This is a genomic window from Lacticaseibacillus baoqingensis, assembly GCF_003946165.1.
Taxonomy (GTDB): Bacteria; Bacillota; Bacilli; order Lactobacillales; family Lactobacillaceae; genus Lacticaseibacillus; species Lacticaseibacillus baoqingensis.
In genome coordinates this window covers 21876-47795 of the sequence record NZ_RHOI01000022.1, presented here as the reverse complement: position 1 = coordinate 47795, position 25920 = coordinate 21876, and the positions used below count along the sequence as shown (strand labels likewise).

The following is a 25920-nucleotide window of genomic DNA, read 5'->3' as shown; positions in this document are numbered from 1 at the left end:
TGGAGATTGGCAATGCTGGCAGCGGGACGCTTCAATCTGGCGACCAAGGTGGCAATTCGTTGCTGCACAAGCATAATTGGGCAGTGCACTTGCCGCAAAGCGTAAAGCTCACGATCCATCGCCACCAGCTCATTATAAATAAAGCGACTGGCATCGCTGTTGCGTTTGATCAAGCGTTTCTGTTCAGTCGATGGGTAGACACGCAGGCGAACGCCGAAGTGATACGGGAGTTGTGCCATCGTCACTGTTTTGGGCCTAGGCATATTGTCACCTCCGTCATGGTAAAAGTAATATGCCAAACACACGTTCCCGTGTCAAGCTACATTTTTGGCGGTACCCGCCAACTTGCATTCCTCCCCCGATTGAAATCGGGGGATTCTTGCCACGATTATATTGAACCTGCAGTAGTCAAGCCGTAAAATTAGAGTTGTTGTAATTAAGACGCGATCATGGAGGATGACATGCCGACACAAGATGAACTCAAGCAACAAGCGGCACAACAAGCGGCTGCAATGGTCCAACCACATACTGTATTAGGCGTCGGGACCGGCTCGACAGTCGCTTATTTTATCGATGCCCTCGCGGCACGCAACCAGCAAACCCCCTTAAACTTGAAGGCGTTGGTGACGACGAGCTCGCGCAGTCAAAAGCAATTAGAGGCCAATGGGTTTGTGGTTTCTGAATTAGCCGATATCGATCAAGTCGATTTGACGATCGATGGGGCTGATCGCGTTGATCATCAGCTTAACGGGATCAAAGGCGGCGGGGCCGCACATACGCTTGAAAAAAATGTGGCGATCAACTCAAAGAAGAATTTATGGATCGTGGATGAATCAAAGATCGTCACGCGCTTAGGTGGTTTTCCACTGCCAGTAGAAGTCTTGCCGGTCAGCGCCAAACAAACTTTTGCCAAATTTGCGGCAGCGGGCTTAAAACCAGAATTTCGGCTCAAAGCGGATGGCAGCCGCTTGACGACCCATTATGGGAATTGGATCATCGATTTGCATGTTGACCCATTGCCGATCCCAGCAGGCCTAGCCGCTTACTTAGACCAGACGGTGGGCGTTGTTGAACACGGGTTGTTTTTGAACATTGCCGATGAAGTATTGATCGCGACCAGTAAAGGCACGATCGAGCATTGGGTACGTTAGTTGACTTAAAATGAGAATCTGTCCCCCTCAAATGGCTTGAGGGGGACTTTTTTGGGTTAATTGTCACTTAACTTGTGCAAAATACACGTGAAAACGACTTAATTTTACGGAATTTGTCAGATTTTTCTAGAAAATTAAACGAAACTGATTGACATATTAAAATTTGATGATAGCCTACTAATTAAATCGACGCCGCAAACGTCGGCGCACGAAACTATTTGGCAACGGAGGGTGATCGTTAATGAGTGACACGTTGAACTTTACTGTCAGCGGTGAAGATATGCAAAAGCGCAGTGATGAAATCACGGTTGGGGTCGACCGGGCACCAGGGCGCAGCTTGTTATATGCCACAGGGAAAGTTAAAAACCCTGAAGACATGAAGAAACCGTTTATCGCGATTTGTAATTCGTATATTGAAATTGTGCCAGGCCACGTGCATTTGCGCGAGTTGGCAGATATCGCCAAAGAAGAGATCCGCAAGGCTGGCGGCATTCCGTTTGAATTCAACACGATCGGGGTCGATGATGGGATCGCCATGGGGCACATTGGCATGCGTTATTCCTTGCCGAGTCGCGAGATCATTGCCGATTCAGCCGAAACGGTGATCAATGCCCATTGGTTCGACGGCGTGTTATACATGCCAAACTGTGACAAGATCACGCCAGGCATGATCATGGCCAGCTTGCGGACCAACGTGCCTTGCACCTTTGTTTCCGGCGGTCCAATGAAAGCCGGCGTGGATCCCAATGGGAAAGCAGCGACGCTTTCAACCGTGTTTGAAGCCGTCGGGGCGTTTAAAGACGGGAAGATGAGCAAAGAAGACTTCTTAGAATTGGAACGCAACGCTTGTCCGTCATGCGGCTCTTGTGCCGGGATGTACACGGCCAATTCCATGAATTCGCTGATGGAAGCACTGGGGCTGGCATTGCCATATAATGGCACGGCTTTAGCCACTTCAAAAGAACGTCGGGAGCTGGTCCGCAAGGCTGCTCGGCAGGTAATGTACAACGTGCAGCATGACATCAAGCCGCGCGATATCGTGACCAAAGAAGCCATCGATGATGCGTTTGCTTTGGACATGGCCATGGGCGGCTCGACCAATACGGTCTTGCATGGTTTGGCGATCGCGCATGAAGCTGGGATCGCTTATAGCGAAGAAGATATCAATAAGATCGCTAAGAAGACCCCACATATCGCTAAGATCGCCCCAAGTTCTGCTTATACCATGGAAGAAGTCCACGAAGCAGGTGGGATCCCAGCGATTTTGAACGAATTGATCGAAAAAGGCGGGATCTTGCATCCTGACCGCTTGACGAACACCGGCAAGACCTTACGTGAAAACGTGGCTGGGGCGCATACCAAAAATCCAGAAGTGATCCGCACGATCGATAATGCGTATTCACCAGAAGGCGGGCTGTCTGTATTATTTGGGAATATTGCTAAAGACGGCTCGGTCATCAAAGTGGCTGGTGTCGATGACGATATCCATGAATTTACCGGTACAGCGGTTTGCTTTGATTCACATGATGACGCCGTCGAAGGCATTGATAACGGCACTGTGAAAGCCGGAGACGTGGTTGTCATCCGCTATGAAGGGCCTAAAGGCGGTCCGGGAATGCCAGAAATGCTCAACCCGACGAGTGATATTATTGGCCGCGGCTTAGGCCGCAGCGTTGCGTTGATCACGGACGGCCGCTTTTCCGGGGCGACACATGGGATCTGTGTTGGCCATGTGTCACCTGAAGCCGCTTCTGGCGGTGAGATCGCGCTGATCCATGATGGGGATAAGATCACCATCGACTTGACTAACCGGACGCTGAATGTGGCGGTATCAGAAGCTGAGTTTGCCAAGCGGCGCAAGGAATTGAAGCCGTTTAAGCCAAAGGTCCGCTTTGGGTATCTGGCGCGGTATCAATATCTTGTGACCTCGGCTAATACTGGCGGCGTCATGTTAGGTGCTGATGAGCTGTTCGGCAAAGAAGATGACGCGCAATAGGAGATGATGGCGATGGCGACTGAGACGACAACGCCTTTGCAAGATCGGCTGTTAACAGATTTGACTGGCGTGATCGATCCTGAATTAGGGGTGGATCTGGTCAATTTGGGGCTGATTTATGGGTTGGCAATGGCAGACGGCGTGGTGACGGTCACGATGACGTTAACGACAATGGGCTGCCCGATCACGCAAGTCTTGCAAAACATGATCGAGTCGGCTTTAGAAAAAGAACCGGAAGTCACGGCAGTCACCATCAAGCTTGTCTGGACGCCCGCTTGGACGCCCGCAAAAATGAGCCGCTATGCGCGTATGGCATTGCGGTATCACGGGTAGGTAATGATTAGACACAATAAGAGGCGAAACATATGGAAAAAGTAGAAGCATTTGGTAAATGGCTTAGTCGTTGGTTTACGGTCGTGGTGATCGTGTGGGCCGCATTTAACTATTTTGTCCCACAAACAAGTACTTGGGTCGTCCCGAATACCTCATATCTGTTGGGGATCATCTTGTTCGGGATGGGGCTGACCTTGCGGGGTGAAGATTTTGCCCGCATCTTGAAGCGCCCATTACCGGTTATTTTAGGGACCGTCGCGCATTATGTGATCATGCCGCTGATCGCGGTGGCATTATGTGCGATCTTCCATCTGCAAGGCGCGACCGCCGCTGGGGTCATCTTGGTGGGTTCTTGCCCAAGCGGGACCTCTAGTTCTGTGATGGCTTACTTAGCCGGTGGCGATGTGGCCTTGGATGTGTCGATCGAAACGTTGTCAACGTTATTAGCACCGCTGGCTTTACCAGGCTTGCTGCTGTTATATGCTGGCAAGTATGTGCCGATCCCAACCCAGTCCCTGTTTTTAAGCACCGTTAAAATCGTGTTAGTCCCGATCATCTTAGGGGTCGTGATCCACACCTTGTTCCGCAAGCAAGTAGACATGGTCACCCGGGCCTTACCGCTGATCTCTCAAGTTGCGATCTTATTGATCATCGGCGCCGTTGTTTCGGCTAACCATGCCAACTTATTCACCGCAGCCACTGCACTGGTGATCCCAGTCGTTATGCTGCACAACCTGTCTGGCTATGCTTTGGGCTTAGGGTTCTCCTTCTTGATCCGTTTGAAAGAACCACAACGCAAGGCGATCACCTTCGAAGTGGGGATGCAAGATTCCAGTCTTGGGGCGACTTTAGCCATGGCATATTTTGCCCCGGCGGCAGCGATCCCATCCACGATCTTCAGTATCTGGCATAATATCTCTGGTTCTGTTTTATCCAGCTGGTGGCGTGGACATTCCGAAAAGAAAGCCGCAACCGCACAAGTTGGAACAGCAGCGGTACATTAAGCGTTACACGCGAGGCGGGCCATGGGCGCGCCTCGTTTGTGTCATGATGAGTTGATAAGTGAGGTGATTCGATGAAACGTGAGCGCTGGCAAACGAACTTGGTGTATTTATGGTTCGGTAATTTCATGACCGGGATGGGTTTTTCGATGACGATGCCATTTTTGCCTTTGTTTATTCAAACGCTGGGGCATTTTGGTAAATGGGAGTTGAACTTGGTGAGCGGCACCGCGTTTGCGATCACCTTTTTGGCTAAAGCGATCGTTTCGCCTTTTTGGGGCCGCTTAGCCGACCAATACGGCCGCAAGCCCATGTGTTTGCGGGCCAGCTTGGGGATGACCTTCACGATCACCTTGTGCGGGCTGGTGCCTAATATTTGGGTACTGATCGTGTTGCGCGCGATCCAAGGCTGCTTTTCCGGATATATCAACAACGCCAACGCGATCATCGCCGCCAGCGTGCCAGCCCAGTGTTCTGGCAAAGCCATGGGGACTTTAGCGACAGGCAACGTCGTCGGCACGCTGTTAGGCCCATTGTTAGGCGGGATCTTAGCCGGAGCGTTTGGGTATCGCAGTTCGTTTTTAGTGACCGGGGCAATGATGCTGGTGGTGTTTATCCTCACATTGCTGTTTGTGCACGAAGACTTTCAACCGGTTTCTAAAGCAGCGATGGTCCCGACTAAGCAAGTCTTTAAGCAAATGCGGTATCCTTACTTAGTTTGGGGGCTGTTCATCACCACGATGGTGATCCAAGCGGCCAATATGTCGATAACCTCATTTATCAGTTTGTTGATCGATTCAATGGTCAAAAATCCTGGTCAAGTCGCCTTTGTCAGCGGGGTGATCTCGAGTTTGCCGGGGATCGTCACGCTGATCGCATCACCGATATTAGGTGCATTAAGCGATCGCGTCGGTCCGGAAAAAGTGTTGTTAGGCGGTTTAGTGATGGCGGTTTTTTGCTTCATCCCGATGAGCTTCATCCACAACGTCTGGCAATTAGGCGCGTTGCGGATGTTGTTAGGGGTCTCTGATGCCGCGCTGTTGCCAGCGATCCAAGCGCTGATGACGCTGTATGTGCCTAAGTCCGGGTTTGGCCGCATCTTTAGTTACAACCAGTCGTTTCAAGCGATGGGCAGTGTTAGCGGGCCGATGATGGGCTCGATCGTGGCCAGCATGTTCAACTACCGCTCAGTGTTTACCATGACGGCGATCCTTGAAGGCCTCAATGTGTTGATCTTATTCCCAGCCACGCGCCAAGTTTGGCGGACCAAAGATCAAGTGCCAGCCGTGCAACGCGCAGAATGATGGGGGCCACGCTTTGTTGACCCACAATAACGCTCATGGACCACGATTTGGGCTTAAAATCGTGGCCGATGGGCGCTTTTTGTGGCGCAAGCGCTGATTTTACCAGCAGCGGTGATGAAGGGCCTTTGATTTGCGTCCTTTTTTTTGTTACCCTTACCCAAAGACGCCAGGGGGGGATTTAGATGATAAAAAAAGGCATCGGCATCATCGTATTGCTGGTGATGGGCTTAGCGGCATGTAGTCGCCAGACTCACGCGCCAGCAGCAAAATCGCCAACGACCTGGTCACGGATGGTCAAAGAAGTGATCCAAACCCAAGACCCTGCTCGAATCGTGGATGCGATCTCAGGGCAAACGATGGTGGATACGATGGAAGGGTTATACCGCTACCAAGGCAATCAGCTTGAACCTGCCTTGGCCAGCAGTGTGGCCAAACCAAGCGCTGATGGGCTGAGTTATACTTATCATTTGCGGCAGTCTCAATGGTCTAATGGCGAGCCGGTGGTGGCTAGTGATTTTGTCTACGCGTGGCGCCGTGCTGTCACCCCAGCCACCCAGTCTGAAAATGCGTATTTGTTTGCCGGGATCAAAAACGCCAATCAGATCATGGCCAAACAAGCTGCGCCGCAAACGCTTGGGGTCCAAGCGCTGGATGCACATACCTTAAAGGTGACCTTGGCGCATGCGGTGCCGTATTTTAATACGATGATGGTCAATCCAGTGTTTTACCCATTGAATCAAAAAGCAGTGGAGCGCTATGGCAAGCAATATGGCAGCCAAGCGCGCTACATCGTCAACAATGGGCCGTACACGCTCAAAGGGTGGCATGGCACCAATAATTCCTGGTATGAGGTCAAAAATGCGCATTACTGGAATGCTAAGGCCGTCAAGATCCACCGCATCAATGTGCAGGTGGTCAAAGATGCCAACGCGGCTTTATCCTTATTTAATACCGGTAAGCTCGACGATGCGCAATTATATGGCACAACGGCGCAAAAAGAACGCCACAACAAGCATTATCAGGCCCTCAAGCAAGGCCGGACAACATTTTTGGATATGAACGAGCAACAAGTCCCGGCGTTTAAAAACGTGAAATTGCGCCAAGCGTTGAGCCTGGCGATCGATCGCCAGACGTTTGTCGGTAAGGTCTTAGGCGATGGCTCACTGGTCGCGCATACCTTAACGGCGGAGGGCTTGGCGCAAGACCCTAAATCTGGCAAGGACTTTGCCACGCAAGCCGCCCAGCCGACCTTGGATCAAACCACTTATGATCTGACCCGTGCCAAGCGCTTGTGGAAAGAAGGCTTGCGTGCGGTAGGCAAAACCCAACTGGCAGTCGAGCTGATGAGTGATGACACCGCCCAAGCCAAGCAAAGCGCCGAGTATTTGCAAGCGGCGTTAGAGCGGTTGCCAGGGTTCAAGGTGACGATCGTTTCTGTGCCGTTTAAGACCCGGGTGGCACGGTCGCTGGCTGGCGATACGCAATTGGTGATCTCAAGTTGGCAAGCAGATTTTCCGGATCCGCTGACGTTTTTGGATCTGTATACAGCAGACAATGATTATAACTTCAGCCGGTGGCAAAACAGTCAATATGACCGGTTGATCCAACAAGCTAAAACCACTGATGCCGCCAACGTCGAGCAGCGCTATCAAGACCTCTTGCAAGCCCAAACCCTGTTGACGCAGCAAATGGCAGTGGTGCCGTTGTATCAAACCGTCGAAGCGCATTTGGTCGCCAGCCGAATGACGAAGCTGACTTATAGCCCGGCGAATATGTATAATTTTGTCGGCGCTGAGTTGCGTTAGCGACACCGCTTTTGACATTGGCATCAACCGGCGTGTGATGAGGAGTCGCACGCCGGTTTTGCTGTCCGATAAAAGGTTGGCAAAAAATGACAAATCGATGTGTTTCCTCGCCTTTTTCCTCATTTTCTAGTATCATAGAGCAATGTTAATCAAAAAAACGGTCAGGAGGAATGGCTATGTTTAATCGCTATCGCAGCGTCAGTTTGATCTTGCGGATCGTGATCGGCATCATTGTCGGCACGATCTTAGGGGTGTTGGTGCCATCATGGTCATTCATCGCGATCTTAGGGCAATTATTTGTTGGCGCCTTGAAAGGGATCGCCCCAGTGATGGTGTTTTTCATCATTGCCAGTGCGATTTCAAAATATGAGCAAGGCACTGAAAATCATTTCGGCACCGTCGTGATCTTATATTTGACCGCCACGTTTTTGTCGGCGGTGACTGCAGTGGTGGCCAGCTTCTTGTTCAAGGTCCATTTGGTCTTTCCCCAAAGTGTCAAAGTCGACGCTTCGGCTGCGCCTAAAGGCTTAGGCAAAGTGATCTCTGATCTGTTGGTCAATGCGGTGGGCAATCCGGTGCAAGCGATCAGCCAAGCCAATTACTTGTCCATCTTGTTTTGGGCTTTGATGATCGGGTTTGCCTTGCGGATGACCAGCAAACAGACGCGGGCGGTGATCGCTGACGTGTCGCAAGCTGTCACGGCTGTGGCGCAGCTGGTGATCGAATTGGCGCCAGTAGGGATCGTTGGGTTGATGTTTTCGACGATCAGTGAAACTGGGTTTGATGGGGTAGCGAAATATGCACAGCTGGTGATCTTGTTAGTCGGGACGATGGCATTTGTCTATTTGGTGGTTTATCCGCTGATGGCGTGGTTGATGACCGGGCAAAACCCATATCCGCTGACGTTTTGGACGTTAAAAGTTTCTGGCATCCCGGCGTTTTTCACGCGCAGCGGCGCCGTGAACATTCCGATCAACTTGCAAGCGTGTGAAGATCTGGGCTTAAACAAAGCGTCTTATGCGGTGTCGATTCCTTTAGGCGGCTCGGCCAATTCCGGCGGTGCGGCGATCACGATTTCGGTGATGACCTTGGCGACGTGTTTTACCTTAGGCATTCACGTCAGCTTCCCGCTGGCTTTGATCTTGTGCTTTTTGACCGCTTTAGCTTCTACGGGGGTTTCTGGCATTGCTGGCGGATCGTTATTGATCATTCCGATGGCGGCCAGCTTGTTTGGGATCTCCAATGATATCGCGATGCAAGTCGTCGGGATCGGCTTTATTATCGGCGTGATCCAAGACTCCGTTGAAACCGCGGTCAACTCGGCTTCTGATTTGTTGTTCACCGCGACTGCAGAGTATCATGATTTGAAAAAAGCCGGCAAGCCGGTCGATATCCATGCGGCAGTCAAAGCAGCCAGAGTCAAAGAATAGGCAGTCTCAAACAAACGGCAATGTGGCGCCCCTAGGGGGTTGCGGCATTGCCGTTTTTTGGTGCGCAAAGGCGGCGCGCGCCGGCTAAAATGACGACTTGATGAAAGCGGCACCACCGTAATCTTAGAAAAAGTTAATTTTATTGTGCAAAAAGCGTAGACAAGTGTTCTAAAATCGTGTACTATATATCACATCAACTTAAAAGTCGCGCCTCGTTCTAGGGGAGTAGGCGCGGATTTATCTAGGAGGAGTTGCTTATGTTTGCGAAGTATCGTTCGGTCAGCTTGATTTTGCGGATCATCATCGGGTTAGTGGTTGGCGCGGTGTTGGCCATAGTCTTTCCTAAAGCCGCATTTATTGGGATCTTAGGGCAATTATTTGTCGGCGCTTTAAAAGGGATCGCCCCAGTGATGGTGTTCTTCTTGATCATGGCGGCGATTTCAGCGTTTCATGAAGGCGGCGAGAACCACTTTGGCTCTGTCATCAAGTTGTATTTGTCAGCAACGTTATTGTCTGCGTTTGCTGCAGTGGCGGCCTCTTGGCTGTTCCCATTGAAACTGGCCTTTCCTAAGAGCGTGAAGGTAGCTGCTTCCGCTCCCAAAAGCTTAGGAAAAGTCATTGAAGATCTCTTGGTCAATGCGGTGGGGAACCCGCTGGATGCGATCGTCAATGCGAATTACTTGTCCATCTTGTTTTGGGCGTTGTTGATTGGCTTTGCTTTACGGTTGGCATCTAAGCAAACCCGCACCGTGCTCACCGATGTTTCCAATGCGATCATTCATGTGGCGCAGTTAGTGATCGAGTTTGCCCCATTTGGGATCGCCGGGTTAGTGTACACCTCGATTTCTGAAACTGGGTTTGCCAGCGTGGCTAAGTATGGGCAATTGGTCTTGTTGTTAGTCGGGACGATGGCGGCGGTATATTTAGTCTTATATCCATTGATGGTGTTTGTGATGACCGGGCAAAATCCGTATCCATTGACCTTGTGGACTTTGAAGGTTTCTGGGATCCCGGCATTTTTCACCCGCAGTTCTGCGGTGAACATCCCGATCAACTTGCAAGCTTGCGAAGACTTGGGATTGAATAAGGAATCTTATGCGGTTTCCATTACCTTAGGCGGGTCGGCTAATTCCGGCGGCGCGGCGATCACCGTATCAGTGATGACCTTGGCGGCGTGCTCCACGTTAGGGATCCATGTGTCTTTCTTCTTGGCGATCATCTTATGTGTCTTGACTGCTTTAGCCGCAACTGGGGCTTCTGGGATCGCCGGCGGGTCTTTGTTGATCATCCCGATGGCGGCATCGATTTTTGGGATCTCCAATGACATTGCCATGCAAGTCGTTGGGATCGGGTTCATTATCGGCGTGATCCAAGACTCTGTGGAAACGGCGGTCAATTCTGCGTCTGACTTATTGTTTGCGGCAGCAGCGGAGTATCATGATGTCCAAAAGCAAACCGGTCAAAAAGTGGATATTCGCGGCGCTGTGCGCAAAGCCAACCACAAAGAATCCTCGCGGACGGTTGAAGCACCAGTAAACGCAGAAGCTTAAGCTTTTATCTTAATAAGTAATAACTCCTAAGGGCGAACCGAGTGATCGGTTCGCCCTATTTGTTTGGGTCAAGGGGCTGGCGACACGGTCAGTTTTGCGGTTGACAAGCCTAAGAATAAACGGCAAAATATTTAGGGTGTTTCTCATTTTCTTAATTATCATTAATACTTACATAGGAGGACGACGATGCGCGCGCTTTTCAAACGGATGACGCAAAAAGAAGACCCTAGTGTTTATGAGGATAAAGACTCGCATTTACCGCGGGTCTTAAAGGTTCGCGACTTCTTGGCTTTAGGCGTCGGGACCATTGTTTCTACCACGATCTTTACTCTTCCAGGCGTGGTCGCAGCCGATCATGCCGGCCCAGCAGTGGCGTTGTCGTGCTTAGGCGCGGCGATCGTAGCCGGATTAGTGGCATTTGCTTATGCGGAAATGTCGGCGGCAATGCCATTTGCCGGCTCGGCTTATTCTTGGATCAACGTTGTTTTTGGGGAAGTATTTGGCTGGATCGCCGGTTGGGCGCTATTGGCGGAATATTTTATCGCGGTGGCCTTTGTGGCTTCCGGGCTATCGGCTAACTTGCGGGGCTTATTGGCGAGTTTTGGGCTGGTGGTGCCTAGGGCCTTGGCCAATCCTTTTGGCCACAATGGCGGGGTGATGGATCTGATCGCCACGATCGCGATCATCTTAGTGGCGGTGTTATTGTCGCGCGGGGTCAGTGAAGCCGCCCGCGTGGAAAATATCTTGGTGGTGTTGAAGGTGCTGGCGATCTTAGCGTTTATCGCGATCGGCTTGACCGCGATCCACTGGGAAAATTACACGCCGTTTATTCCGGCTTATCATGTCAATCCTGATGGCACGGCGTTTGGCGGCTGGAAAGGGATCTATGCCGGGATGAGCACGATTTTCTTAGCATATATCGGCTTTGATTCGATCGCAGCCAATTCAGCTGAAGCCAAAGACCCGGAAAAAACCATGCCGCGAGGGATCATTGGCAGCTTGATCATTGCGGTAATCTTATTTATGGCGGTTTCGTTGGTGTTAGTCGGGATGTTTCATTATGCCGACTATGCTGGCAACGCAGAGCCTGTCGGTTGGGCATTGCGGCATTCAGGCCACAAGCTGGCAGCGACGGTGATCGAAGGCGTGGCGGTGATCGGGATGTTTACCGCACTGATCGGCATGATGATGGCCGGCAGCCGCTTGTTATACAGTTTTGGCCGTGATGGGATGCTGCCGAAACCTTTAGGCAAGCTGACCAAAGACCAAGGCTTGCCGAACAATGCGTTGCTGTTGTTGGCGGTGATCGGCGTCGTGATCGGGGCGTTTTTCCCCTTCGACTTCTTGTCGCAGCTGATTTCTGCAGGCACCTTGATCGCCTTCATGTTCGTCAGTTTAGGTGTTTATCGCTTGCGGCCGCGTGAAGGCAAAGATATCATTGACCCGGCGTTTAAGATGCCATTTTACCCGGTGATGCCGGCTTTAGCGTTTCTTGGCGCTTTGATCGTCTTTTTAGGCTTAGATATTCAAGCAAAACTGTATTCTGGCGTTTGGTTTGTGATTGGGCTGATCGTTTATCTCGCATATGGCATGCATCATTCGGTATTAGAACGGAAAAAGTAGTATACTACAATTGGCCATTGTGCCAAACTATCGGATTCCTTGCACTTTCCGTATAAACTCATCATGTTTTAATTTTTTGTGCTAAACTATCATAGTATCCTCACAAAAGAAAGGTGATCAAGCATATGACGCAAGCTACCGACTACATTGCAGCGGTGCGGGCAAAGATCCAAGCACGCGACCCGCACCAACCAGAATTCCAAGAAGCGATCTCTAACTTCTTTAAGACCATTACCCCAGTCTTCGAGAAACACCCAGAATACATCAAAGCCAATGTTTTGGCCCGCATCACGGAGCCGGATCGGGCGATCCAATTTCAAGTGCCGTGGGTCGATGATGCCGGCAACATGCAGGTCAATCGCGGCTTTCGGGTCCAATTCAATTCTGCGATCGGCCCTTACAAAGGCGGTTTGCGCCTGCACCCGTCAGTTAACTTGTCGATCGTGAAGTTCCTTGGGTTCGAGCAGATCTTCAAGAACTCCTTGACCGGCTTGCCGATCGGCGGCGGCAAAGGCGGGTCTGACTTTGATCCTAAAGGCAAGTCCGATAATGAGATCATGCGTTTTTGCCAAAGCTTCATGTTGGAATTACACCGCCACATCGGCTTAGACATTGATGTGCCTGCTGGTGATATTGGTGTCGGCGGCCGCGAGATCGGCTACTTATATGGGATGTATAAGCGCCTGCATGGTGCAGAACGCGGCATTTTGACCGGTAAAGGCTTGAGCTATGGCGGGTCTTTAGCCCGCACTGAAGCGACCGGTTATGGGTTGTTGTACTACACCAATGCCATGCTCAAAGAAAATGGCCAAAGCTTGCAAGACAAGCGCATCGTGATCTCTGGTGCCGGCAACGTGGCGATCTACGCCACGGAAAAAGCGCAAGCCTATGGCGCCAAGGTTTTGACCGTGTCTGATTCCAGTGGTTACGTTTATGATGAAAACGGCATCGATGTCGCGACTTTGAAGCAGGTCAAAGAAGTTGAACGCGCCCGAATCAGCGAATATGCTAAGCGCGTTGCCACGGCTGAATATCATGAAGGCTCAGTTTGGGATGCGGACATCGCCTATGATGTGGCATTGCCATGTGCGACCCAAAACGAGATCAATGGCGATCAAGCGCAGAAATTGCGCGCTAATGGTGCCATTGCAGTCGCTGAAGGGGCTAATATGCCGTCAACGCCAGAAGCGATCGCCGATTACCAAGCCAATGGGATCTATTATGGCCCGGCTAAGGCCGCTAACGCTGGCGGTGTCGCAGTCTCTGCATTGGAAATGGGGCAAAACTCTCGGCGCGCGTCAGATTCGTTTGAAACCGTGGATGGCGAACTGAAGGGCATTATGGAAACCTTGTTCCAAAACTCTGTGGTTGCCGCTCAAGAATATGGCGTTGCCGGAGATTACCTTGCCGGGGCCAACATCGCCGGCTTCACCAAAGTGGCGGATGCGATGACGGCCCAAGGCTGGTAGGCACCGAGCACTGGCCAAGCGCTGCTGAAAATGCGGCGGTTAGCTTAAAGTTTGCCGCCAGGCCGGCAAATTGCGGGTTGCAGGCAAGAGTTTGCGAGTTCCTGCGCAAAAGCATTAGGTTTTGTTGCAAGTCTGTGGTATACTGAACTCAAGTAATTAACAGAAGCGAGAATTATTGTGTCATGCATAATGAATTTTCCTTTCGAGATTACCGTTGTTTGTCACTATGTATTTATAAAGGAGATTCATCACATGCAACAAGGCACAGTTAAATGGTTTAATGCAGACAAAGGCTACGGCTTTATCACAGGTCAAGATGGCCAAGACGTATTTGTACATTTCTCCGCTATCCAAGGCGAAGGCTACAAGTCTCTTGACGAAGGTCAAGCTGTTTCCTACGATATCGAACAATCCGATCGTGGGCCTCAGGCTGCTAACGTTAACAAGCTGTAATCTTACCGCTTATTAACAAAAAACCGTTTCAGCATTTGCTGAAGCGGTTTTTTTTATGCCAATCATCAGGCTAAGCGGAAACATTGCTGATGATCTGCGCGATCACAGCCGGGGACTCTTTGGCGCCCTGGCTGAGCCAACGGGTGATCACGTGAATGGCGCCGCTGAAGTAATAGTCAAAATAGTAGTTAAGCACTTGCGGATCAGATTCGTTGAAACGCTGGGCGTAAGCGAGCAGCGTTTGTTGGCGCAACGGCTTTAAGATCGTTTGCAGGATCGGGCTGGCGTCAATATTTTGCAAGATGATCGTTGTGGCAGTATGCGCTTGGCGGATCACGTCTAACACCTGCGGCAGCCAGGTCATCACCGACACATCTGGTTGGATCAAAGGCGCAACTTGTGCGACCAGATCTTGTTCGATCGCGTGAAATAAGGCCGTCGGGTTGTCATAGTGCATATAAAAAGTCCCGCGATTGACGTTGGCCTGCTGGCAAATCGCCGTGACTGTGACATGGGCTAAAGGTTGGGTGCTCAGCAGTGCGATCAGCGCGGCTTTGAGTTGCTGGCGGGTGTATTGGGCGCGGCGGTTATTTTTGATCCCGACCATGGCGGCTCCTTTCGACACTTTTTTAAAAAGTGTTCAATTAATGACAGACTGATGGTTTTTTGTGGTTGAGGTCATTTTCCCATAGCGGGATAATATTAGCAATGAGCCAATATGGGAGGTTTTGTCGTGGCATATATTGAAGTGAAAAACGAATTTAAAACGTATCAAATGGGGGAAACACAGATCCATGCCAACCATGACCTCAGCTTTGCGTGTGAGCAAGGCCAGCTGACGGTGATCTTAGGCCCGTCTGGTGCCGGCAAGTCAACGGTGTTGAATATCCTTGGCGGGATGGATACGCCGACTAGCGGTGAAGTGTTGATCGATGGCGTCGACATTGCCCAATTCAACGATAAACAGTTGACTGAATATCGCCGCAATCAAGTCGGATTCGTCTTCCAGTTTTATAACTTGGTGCCCAATTTGACCACCAAAGAAAATGTTGAGTTAGCTAACTCCATCGTCGCTGACGCTTTAGATGCGACGGCGACCTTGCAACAAGTCGGCCTTGGCGCACGGCTGGATAACTTTCCATCACAGTTGTCTGGCGGGGAACAACAGCGGGTGGCGATCGCCCGCGCGCTCGCGAAGAATCCGAAGCTGTTATTGTGTGATGAGCCGACTGGGGCGTTGGATTATGAAACCGGCAAGCAGGTGCTGCAGTTGTTGCAAGATGCCTCGCGCAAGGACAACAAGACGGTTTTGATCATCACGCATAACGCGGCTTTGGCTAAGATGGCGGATCGGGTGATCCATATCAATGATGCGCGGGTGCGGGAAGTGATCGATAATCCCACCCCGACACCGGTCGCACAGATCGAGTGGTGAGTGCATGAAACCAATGACAAAAAACATGTGGCGGGAGATCGGCGCCAGTCGCGGCCGGTTTATCGCGATTATCTTGATCATCATGATGGGGTGTTTGACCTTCGTCGGCGTCAAAGCCGCCGGGCCGGGGCTGAATGAATCGTTGACCACAACGGTGCAAGACTTGCACCTGGCCGACGTGCAGCTGATGAGCACGACCGGCTTCACGCCAAAAGATGTGCAAACCGCTGAAAAAGTGGCTGGCGCCCATGCTGAAGCAGTCAAGTTCATGCCGGCGACTGGCGGGCAAAATGCCTTAGCCGTGGCGGTATATGGGTATGATGCAAAACATTCGGTGAATCAGCTGGATTTGGTCAGCGGCCATTTGCCGCATGCCGCCGATCAAGTGGTCTTAGACCAAAAGGCGCAAACCGATCATGGCTACAAGCTGGGGCAGACTTTTACCTTTGGTCAAGCGGCCAAGTTGAAACGACATCGCTTTAAGATCGTCGGCTTTGCCAATTCGCCGCAATATATCGACAATGGCTTGCGCGGCGCGACGAATGTTGGCGACGGTACGGTCCGCTTTTTTGCCTATGTGCCCGCGGCTCAAATCGATTTGCCCACGGCGACGCTGCTTAATATCCGCTTTGCAAAGCTGCAAGCCGCCAATACTTATGCGGGGACTTATGAACACGCCCGCGATCGGCAATTGACCAAGTTAAAGCAAGCCTTCAAACCGAGAGCTATTGCCCGGACTAAAGCGCTGATCGCCGCAGCCGATAAGCAAATGGCACCGCAACAAGCGAAATTGGATACGGCGCAACAGCAGTTAGACGCCGCTGTTGCGCAAGTCGCCCAAGCCAGCGGCGGCACGCAGTCCACGACGCCGGCACTGACCGCCCAACAACAGCAGTTAGACACCGCCAAAGCGCAACTTACCGCCGCTAAAAAGCAAGCCGCCAAAGCGGCTGAAACGCATTATACGTGGCAAACGCGCGCTGATCTGCCAGGCTTTTCTGCCTATGGGGAGTCGAGCAAACGCATCGCTGCGATCGCCAATGTCTTCCCAGTGTTCTTCTTTTTGATCGCAGCGTTGATCACTTTTACCACAATCACGCGCATGGTCGAAGAAGCCCGTGGCCAAATCGGGACGTTCAAAGCGTTAGGCTATGGCAAATGGGCCATCGCCAAGAATTATTTGGGCTATGCCTTACTGGCCGCAGTGATCGGCGGCATCTTTGGCAGTGTCTTTGGCAATATGACCTTGCCGCGCTTCATTATCGCCTTATATCATCAATGTATCCCATTGTCGGCAACGGTGCGGATGCAGTGGGGGTCTGCGGCTTTGGCGGTGGGCTTTTCGCTATTGGCCACGGTTGGGGCAGCGGCGTTTGTCGTGCGCCGGGAGTTAGCCGAAGGACCGGCGGCATTGATGCTGCCTAAAGCGCCGAAGTCAGCGAAGCGGATCTTGTTAGAAAAAATCACCCCCTTGTGGTTGCGGTTGAATTTTAACCAAAAGGTATCCTACCGCAACTTGTTTCGGTATAAAAGCCGGATGGTGATGTCGATCGTCGGCATTGCCGGCGGGTGTGCGCTGATCTTATGCGGTTTTGGGATCCGCGATTCGATCATTGCTTCAGGCACACGCCAATATGGCGGAATCGTGCGTTATCAAGCGGTGGTACAACTCAAAGATCAAGCCCAAACCGCCTCAGTGCAAGCGGCTTTAAAACACACCGCGCAATATCAAAGCAGCACTGCGGTGGCAGCGGAGACTGCGAAGCTGCGCTTAGGCGAAAACAGCGTGGCAGCGGTGAATGTGTTTACGCCGCAAAGTGCCGATTTTGACCGCTATGTGCACCTTAGCCAGCCAGATGGGACTTCGTTGAAGCTGCCCAATAGCGGGGCAGTGATCAGTGAAAAAACCGCGAAGCTGCTTGGGGCGCAAACTGGTGATCGCGTGCGCGTCAGCTTGACTGGCGGCAAACAAACACGGATCAAGATCGCGACGATCACGCAAAATTATATTGGCGATTACTTGTACTTGAGCCCGCAGGCATATCGTGCTGCTTGGGGGCAAAAGGCATTGCGCAACGCTTTATTGGTACGCTTAAAGCACCAAAGCGATCAGCAGCGCAATGCTTTGGCACATCGATTGCTTAAAACCGGGGCGGTATTAGGCACCAGCTATATCGCCGATCAAAAGCAGTCCATTGACAGCATGTCCAGTACGCTGGATCCGGTGGTGGTGATCTTCATCGTGATGTCTGGATTGTTGTCGTTTGTGGTGATGTATAATTTGACGAACATCAATGTTTCCGAACGTATCCGCGAGTTGTCGACGGTGAAAGTCTTGGGCTTTTATGATCGGGAAGTGACGATGTATGTCATGCGTGAAAATGTCGTCTTGACCATCGCTGGGATCGTTGTCGGCTATGGGATCGGCAACGCGTTGACTTGGTATATCCTGCAGCAGGCGACTACGGCACAAGTGATGTTTCCATTGACCATTCACTGGCCCGGTTATGTTGCCGCAGCGTGTTTGATGGCGCTGTTCACAGCGATCGTGATGTTTGTGACCCATAAGCGGCTGCAGCATGTCGATATGGTATCGGCTTTAAAAGCTAACGAATAATACGGACGAGACTACAAAAACCGGCAAGCGCGTTTGCGCTTGCCGGTTTTTGATTGGGTCAGAAAGTTTTTAGGCGATCAAGCGGCCAATAGCGCCAAATCACCACGGATTGGACTTGTTTTGCGGTGATGAACCCAAAGGCGCGGCCATCATGGGACACTAGGCGATTGTCGCCCATCACGAAATAATGCCCTGCAGGCACAGTCGTTTGATGGGTCGCTTTTAATGTGGCCAAGGAGAAGTCTGGGGTAAAGGTTTGAGCCTTGTCAGCTTGAGCAAAGGCGCGCAGTTCCCGTTTGGCAAAGGCGGTGTTGAGATAAGGTTCAGTTTGTTTTTGGCCATTTAAGTAGAGCTGGTCGGCTTTGACCGTGATGCGATCGCCGGCCACACCGATCACACGTTTTATGTAAAGCGCCCCAGGCGCATCTGGAGCGTTTAAGACAATGATATCAAAACGCCGCGGCTTTTTTTGCTTCAGCGAGATCAACCGCTGACCGGATTCAAGCGTCGGCTGCATCGAATTGCCGGCGACGATGTCGTTAGAGATCAAGCAGCGCGTGGACACAAAAACGCCGATGAAAATCACAGCGAGACATAATAGCCAACGCCAAGACGATTTAGTTTTTGACGCCAAGGCGCCACCTGCTTTCGTAATAATTACTCCCCAAACGCGGGTTCATCGGTGAAGTCATCCACCAATTGAAAAACGACGTTCGGGTTTTCCTTGAGGAGCTTAGCGACTGGGCATTCGTCCAGGGCCGTGGCAATGATCGCTTGGGCTTGGGAGAGATCGTAATCAGGCATTTTGATCTGCGCGGTGACTAAGAATTGATAGCCAAGATCATCATGGGTGATATCTACGCGGACGCGCATTTGCGAGTTAGCCGGCTGATGCTGGCGGGTTTGCACGATGCGGATCGTCGCGTTGAAGCAAGTGGCCAAGGCAAAGCCGATGAACTGTTCAGGATTCGTGCCTGGCGCTTGGATCAAGGAACTGGACACGCCTAATGCGAGCCCTTCGTCACCTTCAACAAAGCTGGTGCCAGTCAAGCCATTGTGATTTTGCACATACGTGTGGTACAACGACTGCATAAAAACTCCTCCTTGCGCCGCGTCCCCACGCGCGGACGATGTTATTTTGTAGTCGTTTTCAGCGTACCACGGATGACCGAGATTGTCAGGTCAAAAGGCACTGCTATCAGTAAAATTCGGCACTAAGCGCACGCTGACGTTGGCGCTTGACGCCACCAGTTTGGCAATGGGGCATTCGCGTTGGGCCTGGGCTAATAGCTGTTGGGCCGCTGCTTGATCATGTTGCGGCAAGCACACTTGAGCCGTCAAGGTAAACTGGTAACCGGCTTGGTCTTTACCCATGTCGACGCGCACGCGCACGGCAGCATCCAAGGCGTCGTGTTGGCGTTGTTCGATCAAGCGCAAGGTGGCATTTAAACAAGTCGCCAGCGCCAAGCCGATCAATTGTTCCGGATTGGTGCCGGCTGCTGGCGTCAATGGGCTAGAGACGGCTAATTGCAAGCCTGCTGGGGCATCGATATAGCTGGTGCCAGGCAAGCCGGTACGGTTAACGGCAAACGTATGATAAAGACTATCCATGGTGAGCTCCTTTTATTTGGCCGGGGTCAATGTGATCACTTTAGTGGCCACGCGATCGATGAAAGCTTGGTCATGTTCGACAAACAATAGCGTTGGCTTTGAGCTGAGGATGCTTTTGGCTAATTGATCTTGATTATCCAGATCTAAGAAATTCAAGGGCTCATCCCAAACGCACAAGTTGGCAGGCGTGACTAAAGCTGCCGCTAAAGCGACTTTTTTTTGCTGGCCCATGCTGAGATGTTCGATCGGCGTGGTGAAGCTGGTACGCGCCAAGCCCAGTTTTTTGAGGTTGTTCAATAACGCTTGGTAATCTAAGTGATGGGCGGCGGCAAAATCACTGATCGCGCCGCTTAAGCGAGTTTGCTGGGCCAACCAGCTGAACTTGAGTGCCGGGTGGGACAAAATGCCTTGACTGCTGCCGGTGAAGCGCTGGTGGAGTGCTTGCAGCAGCGAGGACTTGCCGATCCCGTTAGGTCCGACTAATGCGACGCGATCGCCTGGTGTCACGTCAAAGCTCACGGGGGCAAACAACGGCTGATCGGCATAGCTGAGTTGAAACTGATCGGCGTGCACGTAAACGGGGTGATGGTCGCACACGGTGTTGATCACCAAAGGCGCCACGGTTTCGACGTTTTGCAACAGTGCTTCTTTGGCCGCTAACTCGCGGTCCATGCGATGTTCCAGGTTTTTGCGCTTTTGCATCACCCGCGCGGCACGAGCGCCGATAAAGCCGGTATTGTTGATGGCCCCTGAGCCTTTGACATGGCGGTCGCCATATTTATCGCGTTCGCGCGATTGTGACCATTGGTTTTTTTGTGCGGCGGTGTGTTTTAAGCGTTCGATGTCTTTGCGCAGTTTTTGGTCTTCTGCTTGTTCTTGGGCATCTTGTTGGGCTTTTGCTTGCGCATAAACGCTGTAATTGCCTTGATATAAGCTGATTTTTTGACGCTCTAAAGCCAAGGTGTGATCACAGATCGCGTCAAGAAAATCACGGTCGTGGCTGATCACGATGAAGCCGGATTTTTGCTTGAGGTAAGCGGCGACTGCTTGGCGCGAGGCGTGGTCCAAGTGGTTGGTGGGCTCATCGATCAAAGCGAACGCTTCGGTGTTCGTGAATAATAAGGCTAGGCGCACCTTGGTTTGCTCGCCGCCAGAAAGCGCTTGATAAGGGCGCCAAAGCAAGTCAGGATCCAAGCCCATCAAGGTCATTTCCCGAACGAGCTGCCATTGCTCAAAGTCGTTGGCTGCTTGTAAGGCATATAAAGTCAGCTGGCTGGGATCAGGCAAGGGTTGGGGAAAATACGTCAAGGCTACCGGCACATGGATCTGGCCGGTGTAGTCGAGTTGTTGTTGCAACAGCCGCATCAAAGTCGTCTTGCCGCGGCCATTGCGGCCGACTAACCCAAGGTGCCAGCTGGTGTCTAAGTGAAGCGCCACGTCGTCAAACAGCGGTGCTTGGCCGTCATAATTGAAATTCAGATGCTGTAAGGTAATTGTCGCCATAGTCGTCATCTCCTCGTGCTGGATGACCCAAGGTCAGGCGTTGTGGCATGCAAAAAGGCCTAGCGGCAGCTGCCTGCTAGACCTCAGGTGATCGCCTGAGGCAAGCCCTTTGCCAAAAATGTCGAGACCACGCCAATGTGTCATGGGTCGGGAACAAATTCGTCAAGGGGCTTACTTCAAGGGCTTCACTTCCGTTTCATTTATTATTGTTCACAAGATAACACCTGCTGGGGAAGCTTGTCAAGCAGGCTAGAAGGTGTGCTTTTTAGTCGGGGTCTTTTCCAGCAGCAGCGCCGCGAGGTCTTCAGGAGCCACCGGGCCTAAGTTGGCGGTAAGGTCAATGCCGCTTAAGGCGGTGACAATGGCGCTTTGGGTGAAGTTGATGCCAGTCAGCGCCGATTCGATGATGGTGATATCCCCGCCGGTAATAAAGTCGCCATATAACTTGATACGGCTGATTCGACCGGTGTTCAAAGAGTAGTTGAAACTGACGGTCCCAATGTCAAAATGCCGGCTGACATAGTAATCATAACCCGGGTTGGTACCGTAATTCCAAGCATCGGTATCATATTTGCCGGCCAAGCGGGCATCAATGATCTCCCAGTCATGATCGTTGAGATGATACGTTTGAATCTCTTCAAGCTTATCGACATGGAATAATTCTTTAAGCAGCGCTTCTTTGAATTGTTCGATGGTGTAATCGGCATATGGAGCGGTCAAAAACGGTTTGAGGTTGGTGACGCGGGCTTTGACCGAGCGGACGCCTTTTGAGGCAAGCTTGGCTTTATCTGGGGTCAATACGCGGGTGGCGGCGTCTTGATCAAGATCAAACAATAAAGTGCCGCCGGCGGCATAAGAATGGCCCACCTTGAACATGGTCATGCCAGAGAACTTCTGATCATTGATCACCATGTCATTGCGGCCGCGCAATTGTGCTTCAGTCGCGCCCATATGGTGCACGGCGTCTAAAATCGGCTGGGCGAAGTAGCCATAATCGCCAAAGTGACTGTCGTCGTCGATCACGATGTTTTCAAAAATCAAATTACCGAAGTCGTGATACACTGCGCCGCCGCCTGATGTCCGGCGCACTAACTTGATGTCATGGGCTTTAAGGTAGGGGAGGTCGACTTCTGAATAAGCATTTTGGTTAACGCCGATGATCACTGCCGGCTGATTGACATAAACGATCAATCCGTGGCCAGGCAGTTTGAGATCATTGACTAAATAATTATCTAGGGATTGGTTCACGATAGGATCGTAGACGGGCTTGCCGTTACGTGATGTGTCGATCAAAAACATACTGAGTCCTCCTTTATGAGTCTCTTTCAGTATAGCGCTTGCTTTTGCGTAAGGGAAAAACGTGCATTAACGAGCAATACACAAATCAGGCTTGGGCGGGGTCGCAACAAACCGCGGTATGACTGATTAAGGCAAAAAAAGACTGAACCATGATCGGTTCAGTCTGATTGCAGTTGACCCCATGATCACTTGCCTGCGGCCGCTTAGCGCTGATAGGTCAATTTAATCACAAGGCTTGGGCGATCGGCAAGTTCCCGCTGGCGATCTTGATCGTGTTGCGATGTTGATCAGATTCGATCGCTTCGACTAACACCGTGGCGACGTCTTGGCGGGCAATCGTGCTCGTGCCTTTCGGCTCAAGGGTGATTTGGCCAGTGGCTTGTGAATTGGTCAAAGTCGTTGGCTGGACGATCACATAATCCAGCGTGGTGTGATGTTTGAGCCACTCATCGGCATAGTATTTGGCGATGTAATAATCGTTTAAGCTGGCAGGCCATTTTTCCCGCACTTCCGCATTTAAGGTGCTCAATTGGATGAAGCGTGAGATCCCAGCGCGTTGTGCCGCCAGCATCGCTTTGACCGCACCATCCAAGTCGACAGCTAATAAGGCTTTGCCTTGTGAGCCAGACGCGTTGATCACCGCGTCGCTGCCGGCCATGGCTTGTGCCAATGTGGCAACGCTGGCAGTGAGGTCAAATGCGACTGGTCGATATTCGGCAGTTTCCGGGCGAGCTTGGGTTTGTGGGTCACGATAGCCGGCGACGACTTTGTAGTCATTTTCGAGTAAGGTGGCAACCACGTGCTGGCCGACTTGGCCATGGGCGCCAATGACAAAAATTTGCATAAAATCCTCCTGAGGGATCAAATCATCCCTAATGGTTGTTTAGTGGTCGGTGCAGGAAAGGCATGGTCGATGGTTTCCAGTTCATCGGCGGTGAAAGTCACCGCCATCGCCGCGATGTTGGCGGCCATGTGCTTGGCGTTAGCTGCTTTAGGGATCGGGAAAACGTCGTGATCGCGCATGGTCCAAGCCAACAGCAGCTGGTGTTCAGTGATGCCTTTGGCTTTTGCCATGGCTTTAAGCGGCTGCGGGACGACGATACTTTGACCCGCGCCAGAATTGAAGGGTGAATAGCCGATCAAGGTTTGGTGATGCAGGCGCTGATAAGGGCGCAAGTCATAATCGATGCCGCGGGCGCTGAGGTTGTATAACACTTCGTTGGCAGCGATCTGATCGCCGCCTGGCAAGGCCGCAGCTTCTTTTAAGTCGGCGACATCAAAATTTGAAACCCCGTATGCCTTGATCAAACCGGCTTTTTTCAACGCTTGCATCCCGGCTAAGGTTTCTTTTAACGGGGTATTGCCGCGCCAATGATATAAATATAAATCGAGGTAATCCGTACCTAACCGTTGCAGTGAATTCTCCAAGGCTTTGCGCATTTGCCGTGCCGTGGCATGCCATGGATAAAATTTCGAGATCAAGTATAGTTGATGGCGATCGTAAGGCTTGATCGCTTGGCCAACCAGCGTTTCCGAAGCGCCTTCGCCATACATTTCAGCAGTATCGATCACGGTTAAGCCATGGTCGAGACCGTAGCGCAAGCTTTGGATCTCTTGTTGGCTTTTAGCAGCGTTGCCTTCGCCTAGATACCAAGTGCCCATGCCTAACGCGGGTACTTTAGTTCCTGCGAGTTTGATTGTTTGCATCCATGCTCACCTGCTTTCGCTTAGATCACGCCAAAAAGCGCGTGCGCCTTTATTATAAAGGAAGCGGTTGCGAATGTTAACCGCAGGCCTGAGCACTGCTTTAAAATTAGCGACAAATGTGGGAGGGTAGCTTGATTCGGATTATAATTAAAATGATACAAACCAAAAAAGGGGCCGCACACCTGAAAAGACGCAATGGCTCAGCAACAGTGGTCATCGCAAAGCTGACGTGGCGGTACTTTGATTGGTTTGTGCGATCACACTAGGCAATTTGATCGCGTCGATGGCGGCTGCTGGGTGGGTTTGGCGCCATACGCAAATGCCATGTGCATGGTGGTTAAGTGAAGTTGAGGAGGAAAAATATGGACTATCAATTGCAAGGCAGTGACACATTTCCGATCGTCGTTTTGCCCCTGGCGACAGGCGAAAGTATCCAGCTGGAATCTGGGGCGATGATCTACCATAATGGCGGGGTTGAATTGACCGGTAAAATGAACAGCAATGGCAAAAAAGGCCTCGGGGGTTTGATGAGTGCGATCGGCCGCAGTATGACCAGCGGCGAAAGCTTTTTTATCACTACTGCCAAAGGCATTGCTGCTGATGGTGAAATCGGCATCGCTCCAGGTAATCCTGGCGCGATCAAGGCGTTGACTTTAGCCGCAAACCAACAGTGGTATTTAAATACCGGTGCTTTTCTTGCTGGGGCGGCGACGACTAGCTACAGCATGGTCAGCCAGCATATTACCGGCGCGCTGTTTGGCGGTACTGGGGGCTTTTTCGTGATGCATACCGCGGGTGTTGGCGAGATGTTGGTGAGTGCTTATGGCGATATGGTGCCGATCGATTTGGATGGCACGCATGATTATGTCGTGGATAATAGTCATGTCGTGGCGTGGGCGGATACCCTTGATTATCACATTGAAGCCGCCAGCGGGGTTTTAGGGTTCACAACCGGGGAAGGCTTAGTCAATCATTTTACCGGTCAAGGGAGAGTCTATCTGCAAACGCGCAACATTGAAGCGTTAGCCAAGCTGATCGTCCCGTATGTCCCAACCAAGCAGTCTTAGTGCCGCAAGCTCGGCCCTTAATACATTCTTAATGATTCAGCGGATCAGGACCGACTGATAATGACCATCAGCAGCCGCTGATGGCCATTGCCGCCTAAGCGCATGGCTTTTGAAAACCCAGAATTAAATAACAGTGTTAACGGTTAAGTGTCCTTTGATAAAAGAATTTATGCAGTAAAAAATAACGTGTTTGGCTTGTGCTGGATGCGCTTACATGCTATACTCACTTCATCGGCAAGCCATGGCTGGAAGGTCCGTTAACGGGCGCCGTTGCGGTGAGTTCCTGTCCAGTCGACGAATCATTCCGGCGATGTGAAAGCATCGTGATTCGTCCTCTCAGAAGGTCGACATCTTTACTTCTCCCCAGGTACGTTGCGCTGGGGACATCAGGGTGACCCTCGGAACCGTCGATTGCGATCGACGGAAAATGTACCACCGGCACTAAGCGGCAACGCTTAGGCTTATTGAAACTGTCAAAAAAAGCCAGATCCCCAACCAGCACCTCGAGATCGCAGGCAATCAGCAAAATGGGACACGAGCGGGTAACCGTCCGTGTCCTTTGTGTG

General features: G+C 51.4%; 23 protein-coding genes. 14 read left to right on the top strand and 9 right to left on the bottom strand.

Annotated elements, in window-relative coordinates:
• The coding region (locus EKM91_RS09475) for a helix-turn-helix domain-containing protein (RefSeq protein WP_164508524.1) at nt 1–263 on the bottom strand (263 nt) is incomplete at its 3' end.
• Between the two features lie 186 nt (nt 264–449).
• On the opposite strand from EKM91_RS09475, the gene rpiA reads away from it, so the two are divergent.
• The 11 genes from rpiA to EKM91_RS09420 all read left to right on the top strand — a co-directional run bounded on the left by rpiA (nt 450) and on the right by EKM91_RS09420 (nt 14115).
• The gene (rpiA, locus tag EKM91_RS09470; protein WP_379896421.1) at nt 450–1151 is read left to right on the top strand and encodes a ribose-5-phosphate isomerase RpiA; all 702 of its coding nucleotides are present in this window, start codon (nt 450–452) and stop codon (nt 1149–1151) included.
• 241 nt (nt 1152–1392) lie between these two features.
• A complete protein-coding gene (gene ilvD, locus EKM91_RS09465) occupies nt 1393–3147 on the top strand; it encodes a dihydroxy-acid dehydratase (protein WP_125753263.1) in 1755 nt (584 codons plus the stop codon).
• Between the two features lie 12 nt (nt 3148–3159).
• Complete coding sequence (locus EKM91_RS09460) at nt 3160–3480, top strand: metal-sulfur cluster assembly factor (RefSeq protein ID WP_379896424.1); 321 nt, start codon at nt 3160–3162, stop codon at nt 3478–3480.
• Nucleotides 3481–3512: 32 nt separating this feature from the next.
• Entirely contained in the window at nt 3513–4484 is a 972-nt protein-coding gene (locus EKM91_RS09455) for a bile acid:sodium symporter family protein (protein ID WP_125753257.1), read from the top strand.
• Between the two features lie 71 nt (nt 4485–4555).
• Nucleotides 4556–5785: an MFS transporter gene (locus tag EKM91_RS09450; RefSeq protein WP_125753254.1), complete on the top strand. Its 1230-nt coding sequence runs from the start codon at nt 4556–4558 to the stop codon at nt 5783–5785.
• A 182-nt stretch (nt 5786–5967) separates the two neighbouring features.
• Nucleotides 5968–7590: a peptide ABC transporter substrate-binding protein gene (locus EKM91_RS09445; protein ID WP_125753250.1), complete on the top strand. Its 1623-nt coding sequence runs from the start codon at nt 5968–5970 to the stop codon at nt 7588–7590.
• A gap of 176 nt (nt 7591–7766) precedes the next feature.
• Nucleotides 7767–9020 carry a serine/threonine transporter SstT gene (sstT, locus tag EKM91_RS09440; protein ID WP_125753246.1) on the top strand — a complete coding sequence of 418 codons (1254 nt, stop codon included), beginning with the start codon at nt 7767–7769 and terminating at the stop codon, nt 9018–9020.
• A 257-nt stretch (nt 9021–9277) separates the two neighbouring features.
• On the top strand, nt 9278–10570 hold the full coding sequence (gene sstT / locus EKM91_RS09435; protein ID WP_125753243.1) for a serine/threonine transporter SstT: 1293 nt from the start codon (nt 9278–9280) through the stop codon (nt 10568–10570).
• Between the two features lie 186 nt (nt 10571–10756).
• Entirely contained in the window at nt 10757–12193 is a 1437-nt protein-coding gene (locus EKM91_RS09430) for an APC family permease (RefSeq protein ID WP_125753240.1), read from the top strand.
• A 125-nt stretch (nt 12194–12318) separates the two neighbouring features.
• Nucleotides 12319–13662 carry an NADP-specific glutamate dehydrogenase gene (gdhA, locus tag EKM91_RS09425; RefSeq protein WP_125753237.1) on the top strand — a complete coding sequence of 448 codons (1344 nt, stop codon included), beginning with the start codon at nt 12319–12321 and terminating at the stop codon, nt 13660–13662.
• Between the two features lie 252 nt (nt 13663–13914).
• Nucleotides 13915–14115 (top strand): cold-shock protein, encoded by a 201-nt coding sequence (locus EKM91_RS09420; protein WP_125753234.1) that lies wholly within the window; start codon nt 13915–13917, stop codon nt 14113–14115.
• Nucleotides 14116–14185: 70 nt separating this feature from the next.
• Here EKM91_RS09420 and EKM91_RS09415 read toward each other — a convergent pair whose 3' ends face one another.
• Nucleotides 14186–14722, bottom strand: a complete 537-nt coding sequence (locus tag EKM91_RS09415) for a TetR/AcrR family transcriptional regulator (RefSeq protein ID WP_125753231.1) — start codon at nt 14720–14722, stop codon at nt 14186–14188.
• Nucleotides 14723–14848: 126 nt separating this feature from the next.
• Here EKM91_RS09415 and EKM91_RS09410 point away from each other — a divergent pair, with 126 nt between their 5' ends.
• On the top strand, nt 14849–15550 hold the full coding sequence (locus tag EKM91_RS09410) for an ABC transporter ATP-binding protein (protein WP_125753228.1): 702 nt from the start codon (nt 14849–14851) through the stop codon (nt 15548–15550).
• 4 nt (nt 15551–15554) lie between these two features.
• Nucleotides 15555–18167 (top strand): ABC transporter permease, encoded by a 2613-nt coding sequence (locus tag EKM91_RS09405; protein WP_125753225.1) that lies wholly within the window; start codon nt 15555–15557, stop codon nt 18165–18167.
• 58 nt (nt 18168–18225) lie between these two features.
• Here the strand turns inward: EKM91_RS09405 and lepB are convergent, their stop codons facing one another.
• From lepB to EKM91_RS09370, 7 genes are all read right to left on the bottom strand, one after another.
• Entirely contained in the window at nt 18226–18801 is a 576-nt protein-coding gene (gene lepB / locus EKM91_RS09400; RefSeq protein ID WP_125753222.1) for a signal peptidase I, read from the bottom strand.
• A 23-nt stretch (nt 18802–18824) separates the two neighbouring features.
• Entirely contained in the window at nt 18825–19259 is a 435-nt protein-coding gene (locus EKM91_RS09395; protein ID WP_125753219.1) for an OsmC family protein, read from the bottom strand.
• 90 nt (nt 19260–19349) lie between these two features.
• A complete protein-coding gene (locus EKM91_RS09390; RefSeq protein ID WP_125753216.1) occupies nt 19350–19778 on the bottom strand; it encodes an OsmC family protein in 429 nt (142 codons plus the stop codon).
• Between the two features lie 12 nt (nt 19779–19790).
• Complete coding sequence (gene abc-f, locus EKM91_RS09385; RefSeq protein ID WP_125753213.1) at nt 19791–21281, bottom strand: ribosomal protection-like ABC-F family protein; 1491 nt, start codon at nt 21279–21281, stop codon at nt 19791–19793.
• A gap of 249 nt (nt 21282–21530) precedes the next feature.
• A complete protein-coding gene (locus EKM91_RS09380) occupies nt 21531–22580 on the bottom strand; it encodes a lipoate--protein ligase (protein WP_125753210.1) in 1050 nt (349 codons plus the stop codon).
• Nucleotides 22581–22806: 226 nt separating this feature from the next.
• The gene (locus EKM91_RS09375; RefSeq protein ID WP_125753207.1) at nt 22807–23424 is read right to left on the bottom strand and encodes an SDR family oxidoreductase; all 618 of its coding nucleotides are present in this window, start codon (nt 23422–23424) and stop codon (nt 22807–22809) included.
• 17 nt (nt 23425–23441) lie between these two features.
• Nucleotides 23442–24287, bottom strand: a complete 846-nt coding sequence (locus EKM91_RS09370) for an aldo/keto reductase (protein WP_125753205.1) — start codon at nt 24285–24287, stop codon at nt 23442–23444.
• A gap of 362 nt (nt 24288–24649) precedes the next feature.
• Here EKM91_RS09370 and EKM91_RS09365 point away from each other — a divergent pair, with 362 nt between their 5' ends.
• Nucleotides 24650–25354, top strand: coding sequence for a TIGR00266 family protein (locus tag EKM91_RS09365; protein WP_125753202.1), 705 nt, complete (start codon nt 24650–24652; stop codon nt 25352–25354).
• Nucleotides 25355–25920: the final 566 nt, after the last annotated feature.

What these genes read in the sequence shown, in the direction of transcription:
- rpiA (WP_379896421.1), top strand. Translation starts at nt 450, where the DNA reads ATGGAGGATGACATGCCGACACAAGATGAACTCAAGCAACAAGCGGCA.
- ilvD (WP_125753263.1), top strand. Translation starts at nt 1,393, where the DNA reads ATGAGTGACACGTTGAACTTTACTGTCAGCGGTGAAGATATGCAAAAG.
- EKM91_RS09460 (WP_379896424.1), top strand. Translation starts at nt 3,160, where the DNA reads ATGGCGACTGAGACGACAACGCCTTTGCAAGATCGGCTGTTAACAGAT.
- EKM91_RS09455 (WP_125753257.1), top strand. Translation starts at nt 3,513, where the DNA reads ATGGAAAAAGTAGAAGCATTTGGTAAATGGCTTAGTCGTTGGTTTACG.
- EKM91_RS09450 (WP_125753254.1), top strand. Translation starts at nt 4,556, where the DNA reads ATGAAACGTGAGCGCTGGCAAACGAACTTGGTGTATTTATGGTTCGGT.
- EKM91_RS09445 (WP_125753250.1), top strand. Translation starts at nt 5,968, where the DNA reads ATGATAAAAAAAGGCATCGGCATCATCGTATTGCTGGTGATGGGCTTA.
- sstT (WP_125753246.1), top strand. Translation starts at nt 7,767, where the DNA reads ATGTTTAATCGCTATCGCAGCGTCAGTTTGATCTTGCGGATCGTGATC.
- sstT (WP_125753243.1), top strand. Translation starts at nt 9,278, where the DNA reads ATGTTTGCGAAGTATCGTTCGGTCAGCTTGATTTTGCGGATCATCATC.
- EKM91_RS09430 (WP_125753240.1), top strand. Translation starts at nt 10,757, where the DNA reads ATGCGCGCGCTTTTCAAACGGATGACGCAAAAAGAAGACCCTAGTGTT.
- gdhA (WP_125753237.1), top strand. Translation starts at nt 12,319, where the DNA reads ATGACGCAAGCTACCGACTACATTGCAGCGGTGCGGGCAAAGATCCAA.
- EKM91_RS09420 (WP_125753234.1), top strand. Translation starts at nt 13,915, where the DNA reads ATGCAACAAGGCACAGTTAAATGGTTTAATGCAGACAAAGGCTACGGC.
- EKM91_RS09415 (WP_125753231.1), bottom strand. Translation starts at nt 14,722, where the DNA reads ATGGTCGGGATCAAAAATAACCGCCGCGCCCAATACACCCGCCAGCAA.
- EKM91_RS09405 (WP_125753225.1), top strand. Translation starts at nt 15,555, where the DNA reads ATGAAACCAATGACAAAAAACATGTGGCGGGAGATCGGCGCCAGTCGC.
- EKM91_RS09395 (WP_125753219.1), bottom strand. Translation starts at nt 19,259, where the DNA reads ATGCAGTCGTTGTACCACACGTATGTGCAAAATCACAATGGCTTGACT.
- EKM91_RS09390 (WP_125753216.1), bottom strand. Translation starts at nt 19,778, where the DNA reads ATGGATAGTCTTTATCATACGTTTGCCGTTAACCGTACCGGCTTGCCT.
- abc-f (WP_125753213.1), bottom strand. Translation starts at nt 21,281, where the DNA reads ATGGCGACAATTACCTTACAGCATCTGAATTTCAATTATGACGGCCAA.
- EKM91_RS09380 (WP_125753210.1), bottom strand. Translation starts at nt 22,580, where the DNA reads ATGTTTTTGATCGACACATCACGTAACGGCAAGCCCGTCTACGATCCT.
- EKM91_RS09375 (WP_125753207.1), bottom strand. Translation starts at nt 23,424, where the DNA reads ATGCAAATTTTTGTCATTGGCGCCCATGGCCAAGTCGGCCAGCACGTG.
- EKM91_RS09370 (WP_125753205.1), bottom strand. Translation starts at nt 24,287, where the DNA reads ATGCAAACAATCAAACTCGCAGGAACTAAAGTACCCGCGTTAGGCATG.
- EKM91_RS09365 (WP_125753202.1), top strand. Translation starts at nt 24,650, where the DNA reads ATGGACTATCAATTGCAAGGCAGTGACACATTTCCGATCGTCGTTTTG.